Annotated in this window: 20 protein-coding genes; 9 read left to right on the top strand and 11 right to left on the bottom strand. The window is 66.2% G+C overall.

Going from position 1 to position 15,502, the window contains the following annotated elements; genetic code table 11:
• Positions 1 to 16: 16 nt before the first annotated feature.
• Positions 17 to 2,023: a hypothetical protein gene (locus ACQHI0_RS00255; RefSeq protein WP_427905914.1), complete on the bottom strand. Its 2,007-nt coding sequence runs from the start codon at positions 2,021 to 2,023 to the stop codon at positions 17 to 19.
• A gap of 38 nt (positions 2,024 to 2,061) precedes the next feature.
• A complete protein-coding gene (locus ACQHI0_RS00250; protein WP_427909042.1) occupies positions 2,062 to 3,102 on the bottom strand; it encodes an ATP-grasp domain-containing protein in 1,041 nt (346 codons plus the stop codon).
• Between the two features lie 392 nt (positions 3,103 to 3,494).
• Here ACQHI0_RS00250 and ACQHI0_RS00245 point away from each other — a divergent pair, with 392 nt between their 5' ends.
• The 4 genes from ACQHI0_RS00245 to ACQHI0_RS00230 all read left to right on the top strand — a co-directional run bounded on the left by ACQHI0_RS00245 (position 3,495) and on the right by ACQHI0_RS00230 (position 5,430).
• A complete protein-coding gene (locus ACQHI0_RS00245) occupies positions 3,495 to 3,773 on the top strand; it encodes a hypothetical protein (protein WP_427905913.1) in 279 nt (92 codons plus the stop codon).
• A 51-nt stretch (positions 3,774 to 3,824) separates the two neighbouring features.
• Positions 3,825 to 4,406 (top strand): TerD family protein, encoded by a 582-nt coding sequence (locus ACQHI0_RS00240; protein WP_427905912.1) that lies wholly within the window; start codon positions 3,825 to 3,827, stop codon positions 4,404 to 4,406.
• Between the two features lie 153 nt (positions 4,407 to 4,559).
• The gene (locus ACQHI0_RS00235) at positions 4,560 to 4,889 is read left to right on the top strand and encodes a hypothetical protein (RefSeq protein ID WP_427905911.1); all 330 of its coding nucleotides are present in this window, start codon (positions 4,560 to 4,562) and stop codon (positions 4,887 to 4,889) included.
• Positions 4,890 to 4,917: 28 nt separating this feature from the next.
• Entirely contained in the window at positions 4,918 to 5,430 is a 513-nt protein-coding gene (locus tag ACQHI0_RS00230; protein ID WP_427905910.1) for a DUF1990 family protein, read from the top strand.
• On the opposite strand, the gene ACQHI0_RS00225 is transcribed toward ACQHI0_RS00230, so the two are convergent.
• Positions 5,427 to 6,464: a beta-ketoacyl-ACP synthase 3 gene (locus tag ACQHI0_RS00225; RefSeq protein ID WP_427905909.1), complete on the bottom strand. Its 1,038-nt coding sequence runs from the start codon at positions 6,462 to 6,464 to the stop codon at positions 5,427 to 5,429. The genes ACQHI0_RS00230 and ACQHI0_RS00225 overlap by 4 nt on opposite strands.
• Positions 6,465 to 6,553: 89 nt before the next feature.
• On the opposite strand from ACQHI0_RS00225, the gene ACQHI0_RS00220 reads away from it, so the two are divergent.
• Positions 6,554 to 7,135 (top strand): TetR/AcrR family transcriptional regulator, encoded by a 582-nt coding sequence (locus ACQHI0_RS00220; RefSeq protein ID WP_427905908.1) that lies wholly within the window; start codon positions 6,554 to 6,556, stop codon positions 7,133 to 7,135.
• A gap of 6 nt (positions 7,136 to 7,141) precedes the next feature.
• Here ACQHI0_RS00220 and ACQHI0_RS00215 read toward each other — a convergent pair whose 3' ends face one another.
• The gene (locus ACQHI0_RS00215) at positions 7,142 to 8,044 is read right to left on the bottom strand and encodes an alpha/beta hydrolase fold domain-containing protein (RefSeq protein ID WP_427905907.1); all 903 of its coding nucleotides are present in this window, start codon (positions 8,042 to 8,044) and stop codon (positions 7,142 to 7,144) included.
• A 100-nt stretch (positions 8,045 to 8,144) separates the two neighbouring features.
• Complete coding sequence (locus tag ACQHI0_RS00210; protein ID WP_427905906.1) at positions 8,145 to 8,687, bottom strand: YaeQ family protein; 543 nt, start codon at positions 8,685 to 8,687, stop codon at positions 8,145 to 8,147.
• Positions 8,688 to 8,807: 120 nt separating this feature from the next.
• Here ACQHI0_RS00210 and ACQHI0_RS00205 point away from each other — a divergent pair, with 120 nt between their 5' ends.
• Positions 8,808 to 9,410, top strand: coding sequence for a hypothetical protein (locus tag ACQHI0_RS00205; RefSeq protein ID WP_427905905.1), 603 nt, complete (start codon positions 8,808 to 8,810; stop codon positions 9,408 to 9,410).
• 12 nt (positions 9,411 to 9,422) lie between these two features.
• Entirely contained in the window at positions 9,423 to 9,608 is a 186-nt protein-coding gene (locus ACQHI0_RS00200; RefSeq protein WP_427905904.1) for a hypothetical protein, read from the top strand.
• A 9-nt stretch (positions 9,609 to 9,617) separates the two neighbouring features.
• Here the strand turns inward: ACQHI0_RS00200 and ACQHI0_RS00195 are convergent, their stop codons facing one another.
• From ACQHI0_RS00195 to ACQHI0_RS00175, 5 genes are all read right to left on the bottom strand, one after another.
• Positions 9,618 to 9,953 carry an MmcQ/YjbR family DNA-binding protein gene (locus ACQHI0_RS00195; protein WP_427905903.1) on the bottom strand — a complete coding sequence of 112 codons (336 nt, stop codon included), beginning with the start codon at positions 9,951 to 9,953 and terminating at the stop codon, positions 9,618 to 9,620.
• 61 nt (positions 9,954 to 10,014) lie between these two features.
• The gene (locus ACQHI0_RS00190; protein ID WP_427905902.1) at positions 10,015 to 10,899 is read right to left on the bottom strand and encodes a metal ABC transporter permease; all 885 of its coding nucleotides are present in this window, start codon (positions 10,897 to 10,899) and stop codon (positions 10,015 to 10,017) included.
• Entirely contained in the window at positions 10,896 to 11,630 is a 735-nt protein-coding gene (locus ACQHI0_RS00185) for a metal ABC transporter ATP-binding protein (RefSeq protein ID WP_427905901.1), read from the bottom strand. The genes ACQHI0_RS00190 and ACQHI0_RS00185 overlap by 4 nt, the downstream gene beginning before the upstream one ends.
• A complete protein-coding gene (locus ACQHI0_RS00180) occupies positions 11,627 to 12,499 on the bottom strand; it encodes a metal ABC transporter substrate-binding protein (protein ID WP_427905900.1) in 873 nt (290 codons plus the stop codon). The genes ACQHI0_RS00185 and ACQHI0_RS00180 overlap by 4 nt, the downstream gene beginning before the upstream one ends.
• Before the next feature lie 133 nt (positions 12,500 to 12,632).
• Positions 12,633 to 13,007, bottom strand: a complete 375-nt coding sequence (locus ACQHI0_RS00175) for a cupin domain-containing protein (RefSeq protein WP_427905899.1) — start codon at positions 13,005 to 13,007, stop codon at positions 12,633 to 12,635.
• An 80-nt stretch (positions 13,008 to 13,087) separates the two neighbouring features.
• On the opposite strand from ACQHI0_RS00175, the gene ACQHI0_RS00170 reads away from it, so the two are divergent.
• Together ACQHI0_RS00170 and ACQHI0_RS00165 are read left to right on the top strand one after the other, a co-directional pair.
• Entirely contained in the window at positions 13,088 to 13,528 is a 441-nt protein-coding gene (locus tag ACQHI0_RS00170; protein ID WP_427905898.1) for a MarR family winged helix-turn-helix transcriptional regulator, read from the top strand.
• 213 nt (positions 13,529 to 13,741) lie between these two features.
• Positions 13,742 to 13,972 carry a hypothetical protein gene (locus ACQHI0_RS00165; protein WP_427905897.1) on the top strand — a complete coding sequence of 77 codons (231 nt, stop codon included), beginning with the start codon at positions 13,742 to 13,744 and terminating at the stop codon, positions 13,970 to 13,972.
• Positions 13,973 to 14,018: 46 nt separating this feature from the next.
• Here ACQHI0_RS00165 and ACQHI0_RS00160 read toward each other — a convergent pair whose 3' ends face one another.
• Positions 14,019 to 15,443, bottom strand: a complete 1,425-nt coding sequence (locus tag ACQHI0_RS00160) for an amidase (protein WP_427905896.1) — start codon at positions 15,441 to 15,443, stop codon at positions 14,019 to 14,021.
• Positions 15,444 to 15,502 lie beyond the last annotated feature (59 nt).

Below are 15,502 nucleotides of genomic sequence, written 5' to 3'. Positions count from 1 at the left end.
TGAACGTTTGCTGTGATCAATCCTGTTCGGCCGCACCCGATTCCACGGGCATCCGGTCGGCACCCCAACTCCGGTGCAGGTAACCGATCACCCGGTCCAGTTCCGCGCGCTCGACGGCGGCCAGTTCACCCGGCTCGAGCGGGTCGAAATGGAAGATGTAGAGGCGCGAGGCGAATTGTTCGAAGGGCAGCGACGCTTCGCCGAAACGCTCACCGTGCCCGGCGGTTCCGACCACCACCCCGTCGCCCCAGTCCTGGCCGCTGTCGTTGTTCGGGTTGTAGAAATACACCCGCATCACATCCTGCGGATCGAGACTGACCCGCAGGACCGTGATCGCGTGCCAGCCGACGAAGCGGGCCGCGCTGTCGGTGACGGCGATACCGGCGGGCTGCGGGTGGATCACGGGCTGGTTGCCGTTGTAGAAGGGGTGGTAGCCGGCGTAGAAGTGGCGCAGGAATTCGTCGACGTCGGTCAGGTGGCCGGTGGCCACGTCGACATTGATCCGGAAGCCACGTCCGGACCACCAGCCGTGGAACTCCGGGTTGATCCAGCGGTGTGGATCGCCGTCGCGGCCAACACAGCGCCGCCCCATCTCCGCGTAGATCCGGTCCAGGTGCGGAACCACCAGCAGCGACACCGGGTCCAGATCCAATTGCAGCGCGGCCGATTCCGCGTCATCGGTCTCACGCGAGGAAATCGGCTGCCCTTCGAAGTGCATGACGATCTCGTCGTCGCGCGCGGCCCAGACCAGGGTCTGCAGCAGATAATCGGGGTCGTTGTAGGCCCACATCGACAGTGCCCGCGCTGATTGGCAGGTGGGGTTGTCGCCCTGTCCGATTCCCAGCGGCAGGCCAAGCACCGACAGCATCCCGGACAACAACCACGACCGCGGTTCCGGCGCGGGCCCGAACACCTGGGTCAGCCGCTGACAGGAACGGGTCGAAAGCCGCAGTGCCAGTTGGCGCCACAACGCGGGCGCGACCGGCGGCTGATAGAGGATGCCGCGCTCCAGCAGGAGGGTGAGACCGTAGATGCACTGCGCCGTTTCGACGTGGACAGCCTGCTCGATGAGGCTGTGCACCAGTTCGTGATAGCAGAGCAGGCTGTCGCGACCGGTGCTCGACAATCCCATCGCCTCACCGAGCAGGTACGCACCCTTGGTGAGCAGAAAGCGCAGCAGCACAGCGTGATACGGCGAGACCAACCCGGTGTCGTGCATGGATCGCGCGAATCCTGTTGCCTCGTACTGCAATGCGCTGTCGTCCATCGATTCCAGCCGCGTGCGGTAGATCTCGACGCCCGGGTCCTCCCGGCACCCCTCGGTGGTGCCGTAGAGGCTGCTGATCAGCCGGTCGGCACCGAGACCACTGGCACCGAGGTCCACATCGGGATTGGCACGCGCGACGGCGATCTGGGTGATCATCCGCTTGACCCCGTCGACCTGGATCGGCCGCTGCCGCAGGATGCGCCAGATCTCGTCGACCAGGTTCTCGAGTACCTTCTCGTACCCCACCTCGGCGACGAGGTAGTGCAGCAGCTCCCGCGAGACCTGCGCCATCCGGCCCTGCTGTTCCCGTTCGGCCTCGGTGGGCGGGGAGAACAGCAGCGACAGATTCACCGCGAGTACCTGCGACAGATGATCATTGGCCTGTTCGGCCGAAATCAGCGCATGCTGATAATCCCCCTTGGCGACCGCGAGCAACCGCAGATCACTCACCGCCTCCAGCACCATGGTGTCGGCATTGGGGCTGCGCAACGAGCCGGAGCTCAGCGCCGGAATGAGGATCTGCGGCTGCGTCCAGTCCGTGCCGAGGAACAGGCCCGCGGTCTCCAGCTTTTCGGCGCGGGCTCGCACCGCGGCGCACCCACCGGGCAGCAACAGCACCCGCCGCAGGGTGTCCATGACCCTGGGCAGTTTGACGAGCTTGCCGAATTCGCCCGCGGCGGCGAGGGACTGAGTGGCGTGGTCCACCGCGGCGAGACGCCGGTCCAAGCTCGCCGGGTCGTGGCCGTCTGGACTCAATCGCCGATCCCTTCGCGCACCGTTGCCTTCGCAACGGATCAAATATAGAAGTCGAGCTCTTCTTGTCGCTTCAACAGATCCCGCAGAGTGTACGGGTCCTCACCGAAGAAATAGAGCAGGCCCCAGTGATTGCCGAATGCGGTCCTCTTGGTCACCTTTTCGGCCTGCGGCGCGGTGAGCTCGTGCGAGTCGAAATAGTCGTGGTCCTCGGTCTCGGGCGGCACCGACAGTCGACTCACCACCCGCCGCCGCGGATACACACCGAAGCACCCCGCGTGGCCGGTGGCGTCCACCACCTCCTTCGGGAAGAACGAGTCGATCTCCTCGGCGGTGGTTTTCGGATCGAAGGCCAAGACCAGCGCGTGGTAGGCGTTGAAACCGTACGTGCGTTCCAGTAACTCGAACACCTTGAAACCCGGCGGCCGGTAGGCGACCTCGCCGAAATACATTTCCCCGTCGCTGGTGACGAAGTACTCGGGATGAATGAACCCGAACTCGATGTCGAAGGTCTTGATCAGCTTTTCGACCTGCCGCGTGATCTCGGGCCGGTACTTCTCCAGCTCCGGGGTCGCGGGCACGAACACCGAATATCCCAGCGTCACGTACTCCGAGATGTTCAGAAAGCAGATGCGGCCGTCGTGGACCCAGGCCTCGACCGCGAACTCCCAGCCGTCCAGGTGCGATTCCATCAGCATCGGGAACTCGTCGTCGGGGATCGTGTCGACCTCGTCGGGGGTCCGGATGATCCGGTGACCGAGGCAGCCCGCCTTGTCGAACGCCTTGAGGTGAATCGGATCGTTGGGATCACCGTCGAGTTTGAGCAGGGTTTGATTGACGCGCTTGAGGAAGCGGATCACGTCGTCGCGTTCGTGCGCCTCTTCGAAAATGCCGACCCGGATACCGCCGAGCTGCGCGCGCCGCTTCATCAGCGATTTGTCACGCAGGAGCATGGACTGGCCGAGCAGGCGGGGGTTGTCGAGCAGCACGGAGTTGATCGCACCCGCCCATTCCACCGTTTCCTCGAAGATCGGAATGGCGACGTCGACCCCCCTCGCCTTCAGGGTCTCCGCGATCTCCATCGAACGGTCGTTGAGCCGCTCGAAGTCCCAGGGTACGAAAGGAATATTGTGCTCGGTGCAATAATCTTGCGCCCATTCGGGCGCGACCACGATATAGCGACGATCAAAGCGATCAATCGCCTCGACTGCGTTCAAACTCCAGCCGAGTAGGGCTACATAACCTTTGTTCGGATTTCGACTTTTCGATTCGTCAGCTGAGATCGACAAACCCAATCCCTTCTCGAACTCCACAGCCCGGGCTCCGGGACCCGGAAAGAATCCCGGCAGGGCTGCCATTTCCATGGGATACCCGGCGTCCGCACGGTCAACCATGACGAAGCTGTGACCGCGGACCCGGCCAGTGCCCGCGGGCGCGCCCGGCACCCGTCCCGCATCGCGACTACGCTCGTGGAATGCCAGGTCCAGAGACAATGCCGCCGCCGCGCAACGGCGTCGGCCTCGCGTCGTTGGTGCTCGGCATCATCGCCTGCGCGGTCTCGTTCATTCCCGTCGTCAGCGAGTTCGTCGCCGCCCCTGCCGGTATCGGGGCCGTGGCCGCCGCGTTCATCGGCTGGGACCGGATCGAGAACGGCGTGGCCACCAACCGCGCCGACACGATCGCGGGCGGAATCCTCGGCGCGATCGCACTGGCGGTGACCGCCCTGGTCTACCTCGCGACCCATTCCGGCTGACGCGCGAATTCTCGTCCTGCGCGTGGCGAGCGAAGTCCGTAGCCTGAAATCGTGATTACTCTCAAGAAGGAAGACGGCGCAGCCGATCTCGCCGGTATCACCAAGATGAGCGTGGGGGTGAGCTGGGATCCGTCGGCGGGTTCCAGCGGTGGAATTCTCGGCATGGCCCGGCGCAAGCGCGGTGTCGACCTTGACCTGATCGCCGTGCTGTTCCAAGGTGGTGAGCCGGTGCGGTTCGCCGGTCTGGATTCGCTCGACCCGCTCGGCAACGGCTCGGTGCTGCACACCGGCGACGAGCAGACCGGTGCGGCCGTTGGCGACGACGAGACCGTGCACGTCACCTTCACGAATGTCCCCCCTGCCATCGACTCCATCGTCTTCGTCGCCGTCGCGTTCAAGAAGGGCTCGTCCTTCGAGAAGGCGAACAACGTGTCCTTCAAGATCTACGACGCCACCGGCGGCGATACCCAGCCCGTCGCCGATATCTGGCCGTCGCTGCTCGGCGCGGACAACGCGAACGCGATCGCCCGGACCTTCCGCAACGGCCCGGTGTGGCAGCTCGAGGTCCTCGACCGCAAGGGCAAGATCAAGCAGGGCGATCGCCAGGCGTTGCTGCGCTTCGCGATCGGCTGACACCACGGCGGCAGGGCCCGGCGCGCGCGCGTCGAGCTCCGCCGCGCGCGTGGGCCGACCTCCCCGTTTCACGCATTTGCGACATCAGCGAAGTTCGTCAAGTCCACGCGATTTCGATGTTCTCTGAATGGTTGCTGCGATAACGTTTTTCGCATGGACGACATCGAGTTGGATTTGCCGAGCGTCGCTACTTCGCGCAACGCCGGACGGATTCTGGAAATCGGCGCGGTCGGTCTGCGCAACCCGCTGCCTATCGACGGCGAGCAGACCCACGCCTACGTGTGCTGCGTAGACGGCACCACCCTGCAGCTCCCGGACTCGCTACAGAACTGGGCCATGCAAACCCTCGCCGCGAACTTCGACCTACGCGCGACCGGCCTGCCCTCACTGTTTCCCTGCCGCTTCGAATTCGGCATCCGCGACGGCGCCGCCTACGCGATCCCGGTGACCCAGCGGTCGCTGCGCGAGAAGGCCAACGCATGACGACCTGACGTCGCCTATCGTCACCCTCGTGCACGAGGGACTCACCTACGCCCCAGCCGGCGCGACCAGCCCCGCCGACCACCTCTGGACGGCCGAATACCCCGGCTTCCGCCGGCTCGACACCACAGTGGTGATCGGACACGGCGAGCCGACGTGGACGGCCGCGTCCGAAGCCGTGCTGCGATGGGGCATCAAGCGCCGCAGCGGTTTCCGCGTCGCCCCCGACGTCGCGGTGTCGACGGACGCGAAGTACCGGATCAGCGCGGGTTGGGGGCCCGTCTCCGTCCACGAGCCGGTTCGCGTAGTCGCGGTGGTCGACACCGAGGACCGGTGCGGCTTCGCCTACGGCACCCTGCCCGGACATCCGGTCAGCGGCGAGGAAGCCTTTGTCGTGCACCGGGATTCGACCGGCACGGTCTCGCTCACCCTGCGTTCGCTGACGAGACCGGCACCGACCGGATCATGGCGCTTCGTCTTTCCGATACTGCTTGTCGCGCAACGGTTCTATCGTCGCCGATATCTGCGCGCGCTGGTGAACTAGGCGATCGGCGGCAGGTGGACGACCTGGCCCGCGTAGGCCAGCCCGGCGCCGAAGCCCAGCAGTAGTGCGGTGTCGCCGGGGTTGGCGGCACCGGAGCGGACGAGTTGTTCCATGGCCATCGGGATGGAAGCGGCGCTGGTGTTGCCGGTTTCGATGATGTCGCGGGCGACGGCGACCTTCTCCGGAAGGGCGAGGGTGCGGACCAGCGCGTCGGTGATGCGGATATTGGCCTGATGCGGGACGAACGCGTCGAGATCCGCGGCCGCGAGGCCCGCGAGGTCGAGCGCGTCCCGGCACGCCTTCTCCAGGAAGGTGACGGCCCAGCGGAACACCTCGGTGCCGTTCATCCGGATGTACGGACGCTGTGAGGTGCCACCACTGGCCTCCGCCGCGGCGACTTCGGCGAAGTACTCCGTGAAATCCTTGTCCTGCTTGATCGCCGAGGTGCGGCTGCCGTCCGAACCCCACGCGACCGGCCCGATCCCCTCCTGCTCCGCCGCGCCGACGACCACCGCGCCCGCGCCGTCGGCGAAGATGAACGCGCAACCGCGGTCGGTGGTGTCGAGCAGATCCGACAGCCGCTCCACCCCGATCACCAGCACATAGCGCGCCTGGCCCGAGCGCACCAGATTGGCCGCGTCGGCCAGCGCGTAGCAGAAGCCCGCGCAACCCGCGGAGATGTCGTAGGCGGCGGTGTCGTGCATGCCGAGCTCGGTGGCCACCACCGCGCCCGCCGACGGACCGAGCACCATCTGCGACGACGTCGCCAGCACCACCGCATCCACCTGCTCGGCACTCACCCCCGCTGCCTTCAGCGCGTCACCGGCAGCCGCCACACTCATCGAGACGATCGTCTCGTCGGGCTCGGCCCAGTGCCGGGCGGCGATCCCGGACCGAGTCTTGATCCATTCGTCCGAGGACTCGATCGCCTCGACGATCTCGGAGTTGGGCACAACGCGGCGCGGGCGATATACACCGAGACCACAGATCCCCGCGTGGGTGACCGGAACCGCGGTGGCAATGGGGGTGGGCATGGCATCCTCTCCATATGAACCGATCGGTTCACGTAGGAACAGGTCTAACATGAACCGATCGGTTCAATCAAGGGGTAGGAGTAGATCGGATGGCTGCCGGACCACGAGCCCGACTCATCGAACACACGATCAGCACCGTTCAGGAACACGGCGTCCACGCGTCCTCCCTCAGCGAGCTGCTCGAGCGCAGCAACACCTCACGCAATTCGCTTTATCAGCACTTCCCTTCCGGCAAAGGCGAATTGGTGCAGACAGCGGCCCGGATCGTGACCCGTCTGGTGTACTCGCATGTAAGCGCGATGGCCGACTCCCTACAGACCGCGCCCTCGGCGCAGCAGTGGCTCACCGACCTGCTGGCGTTCTGGCGGGTCCCGCTGGAAAAGTCCGACTACGCCGCGGGCTCGTTCATGATGGCGGCCGCGCTCGACGAGCTCGACCCCGCCGTCCAGTCCATCGCGGGCCAGGCGTTCGCCGAATGGACCGCGCGGCTCGCCGACGGGATCGTCGCCACGGGGATCGAACGCGCGACCGCGGTGTCGCTGGCCGGGTTCCTGCTCACCACCATCGAGGGCACGATCGTGCACAGCCGCGCGCTCAAGTCCGCGCATCCGTTCGATCAGGCGGTCACTCAGCTGACGATCCTGTTCAACGTGCACCTGTCCGCGCGGTAGGGATCATCACGAAATACTGTGTGCCGCATCGAGTTCGGTGCGCAGGGTGGTGATGATCCGGCGGCGGGCCCTGGCGCCTTCCGCGCTGGGAGTCAGCGGATAGACGTGGACGAGACCGGATTCCTCGTGATATTCGAGGTCGACTCCCGCCTCGCGCAGCTTCGCCGCCAGCAGCCGGGCGTCGGGGTTGAGGATGTCGTCGGTGCCGGTGAACACCGTGATCGGACCCAGCCCGTCGAATTCGCCGAACAGGGGGCTGACCAGGGGGTCTTTCATCGAGAGTTCGCCGCTCCACAGCTTGCCGAACACCAAGCCGCCGTCGCGTCCCAGCCATGGGTCACGTCGCAGAACCGCGTCGATCTCGGGATTCTCGAGGGTGAGGTCGAGGGCGGGCGAGATCAGGATCGTGCGGGGGACGGTGTGGCCCGCGTCGCGCAGGTGCAGGGCGGTGGACAGCGCGATCTGACCGCCCGCGGAGTCGCCGGCGAGGAAGGTCGGACCGTGGCGCTCGCCGGCCGAGGTGACCAGTTCGGCGATGCGGGGGATCACCTGGGCCGCGGTGCCGAACGGGATCAGCGGATAGATCGGGACCGTCACGACGAGATGGGTCTGCGCGGCGATCCTGGCCGCGAGTTGCCAATGTTGCGAAGCGATTTCGCCCACCCAGCCGCCACCGTGCGCGTACACGAGGCCGCCGCGGGAGATCCCGTCCGACGGGGTCACGGTGTAGATCGGCCAGCCACGGTCGTGCACCACCGAGACCTCGACACCACGCAGCTTGCGCGGCGGGCCGTACGCGAGGGGCCGCAGACTTCGCTCACGCACGTGCGCCCTGGCCAGCTCGGCATCGATGTAGTTCCGGTTGCGCCGGGTGACCCGCAGGAATCCCGGAATCACGTACCGACTCATCACACCGGGCACCGCGACCTCCACTCGACAGGTAGACCGGCGTAGTCGAAGCGCTCGGTCCGAGCGTCACCGGTGGACGCCAAGTTACCCCGTGCCCGCGTCAGCCGAGGGGCTGCTCGGTGACATCGGTGCGCAAGCTGGTGCCGTTGAGGTCCAGATACAGCACACCCTCGGTGACCGACAGCGTGGCGGTATTACGGCGATCGACCAGCGCCGCCGCCTCGTCGATGAACGCCCGATCGAAACTGAACAGTGGAATCCGCGCCGCGTTGTGAATCTTCTTGCCCGCATACTGCGCGAGCACCTTCGCCGGATCCCGATGGGTATAAACCACGGCCCGACCAGCGAGCTTGCTCCCGCGATGAATCCGATCCGCGTCCGGCGCCCCCACCTCGATCCACGCGGTGGTCCGCCCCGTCATATCCCGCACCTGCACCGCGGGCTCATCGGTAGCCGAAATCCCACCGTCACTGAACACAATCCCCTCCTCGTACTGCAAGCAGTACGCGAGGATCCGCGTAATCATGTACTCCGCTGTCTCCGACGGATGCCGAGCCACCCGCAATTCCAGATCCTCGTACACCCCCCGATCCACATCGGCGAGCTGAACGGCGAAGTTGTGCAATGTTGCGCTGAGTGCCATAGGACATCCGAGCCTACCGGCCACCCCGAACCCGCCCACCCCCACCAGCACATTCGCACCGTAAGCGATTGATAGCCAATTGATTTGACTCTCACATGTGGTGCGCTCTACTGTCCTCGCGTGCCACGCACCCACTCCGCCGCGCTCACTAGATGGTCCAATCGACGCTGCGCCGCGCTCGACAGCTTGGAAGCGGTCCATGGTGCTGTCACGGGGCGGCGCCGTGGGCGCCAATATGCGACCGAACATTTGAACCTGGCCCTGTTCGTCAGTCTCGCGGCAGAATTCCAGGGCTACTGCCGTGACCTCCACGACGACGCAGCAAATGTCTTCGCGCTCAGTCTCGGTCCGGCGACCGACCCTCGAATCACGGCTCTGCGGGCAACCCTCGTGCGTGGGCGGAAGCTCGATCAGGGCAATGCACAGCCGAGCGCACTCGGCGCGGACTTCCAGCTCCTCGGCCTGTCACTGTGGTCAGCGGTGCATGCCGCCTACCCGTCGCGGGGCAAGGGCTGGAACGCGACTCTGACCAGCCTGAACAGTGCACGCAACGCCATCGCGCATCGCAATGACGCCCAGCTGGCTGCGGTGAAAGCAACCCAACCGCTCGACCTGGCCACCTTCAAGCGATGGCGCCGGTCGCTGGACGGCGCTGCCACTGGATTCGACAAAGTGACCGGGGCATACTTGACAGAAATAGCAAGCACCAGCTGGCACAGATAGGAGGTGGGCTCGATGGCAAAGGCGAAGAACACCGAGGTGAAGCCGGGAGATCCGGTCCGAGTCCGATGGAGCCTCTATGTGATGGATGCCGTGGTGACCAGCGTCTCAGGTGACAACGTCCACGTCACATTCTCTGTCGAAGGTTCCGACGAGCCGGTCAACGGCTTGTATCGCATGAGCGAACTCCTCGCCGCCTGAGCAAGTCGGCTACTGATCGTCGAGCAGATCACGCGGGGCGGCTTGGCGCCACGAGTCGGTGACGATGGCCTGCAGTTCCTCGCGGTCGTCGAGGGCAGCCAACCGGACCCGGACCCAGGGGTTGCCTGCCTCATGCGAAGCGATCCAGAACTTGGCGGGCTCGGCCAGTACGAGTTCGTCGCGCTCGACGATCGGGCAGCGCACCGCCATCGAGGACTCCTCCTCCGGCAACGTGAGGAACAGCTTGCCCGCGACCTTGAAAATCGGCATGCCCCAAGCGAATTGCTCCACAGTCTGTGGTAGCGACAGCACGTAGGCGCGGACGTCATCCCCGGTGACATTCATGTCCTCCATCCTGACAGCACACACCGACAGGATCCGACCCGCCGCAGCCGACCCGGGACCGCTAGTCGACGGCGCCGAGCGTGGCCACCGTCTTACGGGCACGGGAGGCGGTGATTCGGCGGCCGATCACGCCGTGGCGGGGGGCGAAGAGGTAGACGAGAGTGAAGGCGATGCCCTGGGTTACCACGACCATGCCGCCTGCCGCGGTGTCGAGGTGGTAGCTGATGTAGAGGCCGGTGACCGCGCACAGCACCGAGATCGTGGGGGCGATGACGAGCATGCGGGAGAAGCGGTCGGTGAGCAGGTAGGCGGTGGCGCCGGGAATGATCAGCATCGCCACGACCAGGACCACGCCGACGGCTTGCAGGGCGACGACCGAGGTCAGGGCCAGTAGGGCCAGCAGGGCGGTGCCGAGGATGCGGGGGTTGAGGCCGATGGCGTGGGCGTGGGTGGCGTCGAAGGCGTAGAGGGTGAAGTCGCGGCGTTTGAGGATCAGGGCGACCAGGACGATGGCGGCCAGAATCATGATCTGGACCATCTCGCCGCGGCTCACGCCGAGCAGGTTGCCGAAAACGATGTGGTTCAAGTCGGTTTGGCTCGGCGTCACCGATACCAGCACCAGGCCGAACGCGAACAAGGTGGTGAACACGATGCCGATCGCGGCGTCTTCCTTCACCCGGCTCGTATCGCGAACGACCCCGATCAACGCGACCGCGAGGAACCCGAAGATCACCGCGCCGACCGCGAACGGCCAGCCGACGATGTAGGCCAGCACCACCCCCGGCAACACCGCGTGCGACACCGCGTCACCCATCAGCGACCAGCCGATCAGTACCAACCAGCACGACAGCACCGCGCACACCACGGCCGCCGTGACGGTGGTGGCCAGCGCGCGCACCATGAACTCGTAGCGCAGCGGGTCGATGAGGAATTCCTCGAGGCTCATCGGTCTCCGTCCACATCGAGGCCGAAGGCCTTGGCCAGGTTCTCCGGGCGCAACACCACATCGGGGTCGCCGTGCTCGAGCACCCGGCGATTCAAAAGCACTGCCTCGTCGGCCAATTGGGGCAACGCGTGCAGATCGTGGGTGGACACCAGGATGGTGGCCCCGTCGGCGGCGAGCTCACGCAACAGCGCGGTGATGGTCGCCTCGGAGCGCTTGTCGACCCCGGCGAACGGCTCGTCGAGCAGCAGGATCGTGGCCTCCTGGGCGATGCCGCGGGCGACGAACGTGCGCTTCTTCTGGCCACCCGACAGCTGCCCGATCTGCCGGTCGGCCAGGTCGGTGAGCTCGACGCGGGCCAGCGCCGCGTCGACGGCGGCGCGGTCGGCCTTGCTCGCCCGGCGGGTGAATCCCATCTTCCCGTAGCGCCCGGTCATCACCACATCGCGCACCGACAGCGGGAAACTCCAGTCCACGTCCTCGGACTGCGGCACATAACCGAGGCTGCCCGCCTTGCGCGCGGCGGCCGGGGGGCGACCGTTGATCAGCACCCGGCCACGATCGGGCGTGACCAGGCCCATCACGGTCTTGAACAGTGTCGATTTGCCCGAGCCGTTCATCCCGATCAGCCCGCACACCCGGCCGGACTTCAAGGTCAGTTCGACATTGTCGAGCGCGAGCACGTCACCGTAATGGACTGTCACATCCTGGATTTCGACGACCGGCGCGGTCATTTCGGGGCTCCGGCGAGTGCGGTCGCGATGGTCTTCGCGTCGTGGCGGATCAGGTCCAAGTAGGTCGGGACCGGCCCGTCGGCTTCGGAGAGCGAATCGACGTAGAGCACGCCCCCGAACCGCGACCCGGACGCCTCGACCACGCGTTGCATCGGCGCGTCGGACACCGTCGATTCGCAGAACACGGCGGGCACACCGCGCTGGCGGACGAAGTCGATGGTCGAGCCGATCTGCTGCGGGGTGGCCTGCTGTTCGGCGTTGACCGGCCAGATGTACTTCTCCGTCAGACCCGCATCGCGAGCGAGGTAGGAGAACGCGCCCTCGCAGGTGACCAGGGCGCGCTGGTCGGCGGGCAGGGTGTTCACCGCGGCGACGAGATCGTCGCGCACGGCGCCGAGCTGCGCTTTGTAGGCGTCACCGTTGGCACGGTAGGCGTCGGCGTGCTCGGGGTCGAGATCGGTGAACGCGCGGACCATGTTGTCGACGTAGATCTGCGCGTTCACCGGCGACATCCAGGCGTGCGGATTGGGCTTGCCCCGGTAGGCGTCCTCGCTGATGTCCATCGGCGCCACCCCCTCGCTCACCACGGCGTGCGGCACATCGAGATCGGCGACGAACTGGTTGAACCAGGCCTCGAGGTTCAGCCCGTTGTCCAGGATCAGGTCGGCCTTGGCGGCCTTCTTGATATCGCCCGGGGTCGGCTCGTAACCATGGATCTCGGCGCCGACCTTGGTGATCGACTCGACCCGCAGGTGCTCGCCTGCCACATTCCGTGCCATATCGGCGAGCACCGTGAAGGTGGTGAGGACGACCTTCTTCCCGTCGTCATCGGCGGTGATCCCACCGCAGGCGGTGAGCGCGAACGTCATGACACTCAGAACACATGCCGCGAGCACCCGACGTCGCGCCGGCGAACGGTAGAACCCAACCCTCATTCCAGAATTATATTGTTCGGGTAGCCGAACTTTCAAGTTCTGGGCTTGAAACAGTCGCGAAGACGGCTCAGGATGCCCAAGGCGGGGCGAAAGTGGAGCCGTCGGGAAGTTCCGCCGTGAAGCCGACGCGCACGGTCACCAACAGCGCGGCGATCTCGTCGGTCGAGTTCGCGAGGGCGATCAATGAACCGGCGGGCGCGACCGCCGCGTCACCGGGTTTCATCGGCACGGAATCGCCGTCGATCGTCATGGTCACCTCGCCCGACAGCAGAACGAAAGCTTCCTCGCCCAGGATGCGATGGGGAACGCCGACCGAGCCGGCCCGGACCTCGGTCTGCCAGACACACAATTCGGCACTGCCGGTGCCGGGGCGGACGAGAGACGTGAAGCGGGCGTTGTGCACCTCGTGCACCTGCGCGTCAGCGGAACGGATCACCGGCATTCGAAACCTCCATAAGGTCAAGTAACTTGTCTATATGGTCAAGTAGGTTGACTATTGTGTCAAGTGCCAGAATGACTGTCGTGCCCGCGAACGCAGACCTCCCGCTCCTGCTACTCGCGGCGGCGGCCGAGATCACCCAGACCGTGAACGCCAGGGTCGCGGCGGCGGGGTTCACCGATATCCGGCCCGCACACGGCTTCGCCTTCGTGCGCATGGCACCCGACGGCGCGACAATCGGGGAGATCGCCGAGCACCTCGGCGTCACCAAACAGGCGGCCAGTCAGCTCGTCGACGAGCTGGTCACCAAGGGCTACGCCGACCGCAACCCACACCCGCGCGACGCGCGCGCCCGCCTGATCACCCTCACCGAGCGCGGCTGGGCATGCACACGGGCCGCCGACGCCGCGTTGGCGGAATTCACCAAGAACTGGTCGGATGCACTGGGCGCGACCGCGCTCAACCAGGTCAGCAGGGCTTTGGGCCGCGTGGTCACACCAGGCAGAGTCCGCCCGAGCTGGTGAGAAGTCACCGGAGCCGTAACTATTCGACGCGAGCCGACGATCTCATACCGGGTATCCGTTAATCCGAAGAAATGGATTTTCAAAACCTGCGCGGTGTCACGGCGAGCGGCATACTCTCGGATCGAGCGGTGACGCGCCACCGCGGCAGCCGGGCCGAAAGGCCTGGTTCACGCACTCGTCACGCCACCGTTTCGCCTCGATCTCGGAGAGTCAATGTCAGCCCCAGCCATCGTTCCCACTATCGACACCGTCACTCGGCACAAGTACGAGCGGCTGCAGTACACCGGTTCGGCCGGCGTCGTCGCCTCGCTCGAGGACACGCGCCTTGTCGATCGCTGGCGCGCCGAATACCCCACCTGGGACGGCGAGCACTGGGCCTTCGACGCGGGCACCGACAGCCCCGGACGACTGCGCCCGATCAATGTCGCGGTGCGCAACAACTGATCGACACGGTGCCGAACGCCTGATCAGCGCGGTGCGCACCGCCTGATCAGGCGGCACCAGCGGCGGCGGCCCGATCGATGATCCGCGGGAACAGGCTCGCCGCTTCCCACTGGTAGGCCAGATCCAGCAGCGTCCGCTCGTCACCACGACGGGCGGCGAACTGGATCGATCCGGGCAGACCACTCGGCAACAGACCGTGCGGCAGCGAAATGCCCGGTCCCCCACCGACATTGTTGAGCGGGGTGAAGCCCACGTAGTCGGCGAGTTTGGTGAACAGCGCCTCGAAGGGCTGGCCCGGCGCGAGTTCGCCGATGCGCGGCGCGGGATGCGACAGCACCGGCGTGAGCAGCACGTCGACGTCGGCGAAATGCCTGTCGTAGGCCGCGACTCCCCCGCGCAACCGCCACGTCGACGCGGCCACGCCGAGCGGATTGCGCTTGGCGAGCCCGATCAGGCCGGTGGTGAACGGGTCGAGTTTGCGCGAATCGAAGTACCCGCGATGCCCCAGCCGGAACGACAGCGCCATCGCGCCTGCCATCATCGCCCAGTACCGCTTGAAGTCCTCGACGAAGCGCGGGTCGACATCCAGGCGCATCTCGACGATCTCGTGCCCGAGCCCTTCGAGCACCTTCACCGCGGAAGCCAGCACGACGCCGTTGTCGGCGTGCACCGGCCTGCCGAGGATGTCGGCGGTGATCAAGCCGATCCGCAACCGTCGCGCGCTCGGTCCCTCGACCAAGCCGACCGGCGCGAGCTTCGGATTCGCGCTGAATTGTTCGACGGCGGCCAGGTAGTGCGCGGTGTCGCGGACCGAGCGGGTGAGCACACCCTCGGCCACCAGGTGGACCGGCAGGCTGCGGGCACCGGGCTGGTCGAGCAACCGGTTGCGGGTGGTTTTCAGGCCGACCAGACCGTTGGCCGCGGCGGGAATGCGGATCGAACCACCGCCGTCGTTCGCATGCGCGATCGGCACGACTCCGGCCGCCACGAGCGCGGCCGACCCACCCGATGACGCACCCGCCGAGTACTCCGGATTCCACGGATTGCGGGTCGGCGCGCGATGGGTGAACTCGGTGCTGGCGGTGAGCCCGAACTCCGGCAGCGTCGACTTACCGAGCACGATCACGCCTGAATGCAGGAACTGCGCGCCGGGCCCGCTGGTCACCGTGGCCGGGCGTGGGGTGAACGCGGCAGAGCCGTGGCAGCTGGGCAGCCCGGCGATATCGGTGTTGTCCTTGACGAACGCCGGCACACCCGCGAACACACCCGCGGTCTCCGGCGTCGAGGCCGCGCGGTCGAAGCACGTCATCTGGACCGCGTCCAGACTCGGATCGACCCGCCGGGTCCTGGCGATCGCGGCCTCGATCACCTCCGACCGGCTCACCTCCCCCGCGCGCAACGCCGCGGCGACACCGACCGCGTCCAGCATCCCGAGGGCATCGTCGGTAAATCCGTGCACGGCAGAGCTCATGTCCGCAGCGTAATCCGAGCCGGTGGCCCTTCGCAGCAGTAACGACCTCGCTCGACTCT

The sequence above is a fragment of the Nocardia sp. FBN12 genome, from assembly GCF_050320175.1.
Classification (GTDB): Bacteria; Actinomycetota; Actinomycetes; order Mycobacteriales; family Mycobacteriaceae; genus Nocardia.
Note: the sequence above shows the minus strand (reverse complement) of the source record. Positions and strands in the feature narration are given on the sequence as shown.

Excerpts from the sequence above, each read along its gene's own strand:
- ACQHI0_RS00250 (WP_427909042.1), bottom strand. The coding sequence starts at position 3,102 with ATGGAGATCGCGGAGACCCTGAAGGCGAGGGGGGTCGACGTCGCCATT.
- ACQHI0_RS00245 (WP_427905913.1), top strand. The coding sequence starts at position 3,495 with ATGCCAGGTCCAGAGACAATGCCGCCGCCGCGCAACGGCGTCGGCCTC.
- ACQHI0_RS00235 (WP_427905911.1), top strand. The coding sequence starts at position 4,560 with ATGGACGACATCGAGTTGGATTTGCCGAGCGTCGCTACTTCGCGCAAC.
- ACQHI0_RS00225 (WP_427905909.1), bottom strand. The coding sequence starts at position 6,464 with ATGCCCACCCCCATTGCCACCGCGGTTCCGGTCACCCACGCGGGGATC.
- ACQHI0_RS00220 (WP_427905908.1), top strand. The coding sequence starts at position 6,554 with ATGGCTGCCGGACCACGAGCCCGACTCATCGAACACACGATCAGCACC.
- ACQHI0_RS00215 (WP_427905907.1), bottom strand. The coding sequence starts at position 8,044 with ATGAGTCGGTACGTGATTCCGGGATTCCTGCGGGTCACCCGGCGCAAC.
- ACQHI0_RS00210 (WP_427905906.1), bottom strand. The coding sequence starts at position 8,687 with ATGGCACTCAGCGCAACATTGCACAACTTCGCCGTTCAGCTCGCCGAT.
- ACQHI0_RS00200 (WP_427905904.1), top strand. The coding sequence starts at position 9,423 with ATGGCAAAGGCGAAGAACACCGAGGTGAAGCCGGGAGATCCGGTCCGA.
- ACQHI0_RS00195 (WP_427905903.1), bottom strand. The coding sequence starts at position 9,953 with ATGAATGTCACCGGGGATGACGTCCGCGCCTACGTGCTGTCGCTACCA.
- ACQHI0_RS00190 (WP_427905902.1), bottom strand. The coding sequence starts at position 10,899 with ATGAGCCTCGAGGAATTCCTCATCGACCCGCTGCGCTACGAGTTCATG.
- ACQHI0_RS00185 (WP_427905901.1), bottom strand. The coding sequence starts at position 11,630 with ATGACCGCGCCGGTCGTCGAAATCCAGGATGTGACAGTCCATTACGGT.
- ACQHI0_RS00180 (WP_427905900.1), bottom strand. The coding sequence starts at position 12,499 with ATGACGTTCGCGCTCACCGCCTGCGGTGGGATCACCGCCGATGACGAC.
- ACQHI0_RS00175 (WP_427905899.1), bottom strand. The coding sequence starts at position 13,007 with ATGCCGGTGATCCGTTCCGCTGACGCGCAGGTGCACGAGGTGCACAAC.
- ACQHI0_RS00165 (WP_427905897.1), top strand. The coding sequence starts at position 13,742 with ATGTCAGCCCCAGCCATCGTTCCCACTATCGACACCGTCACTCGGCAC.
- ACQHI0_RS00160 (WP_427905896.1), bottom strand. The coding sequence starts at position 15,443 with ATGAGCTCTGCCGTGCACGGATTTACCGACGATGCCCTCGGGATGCTG.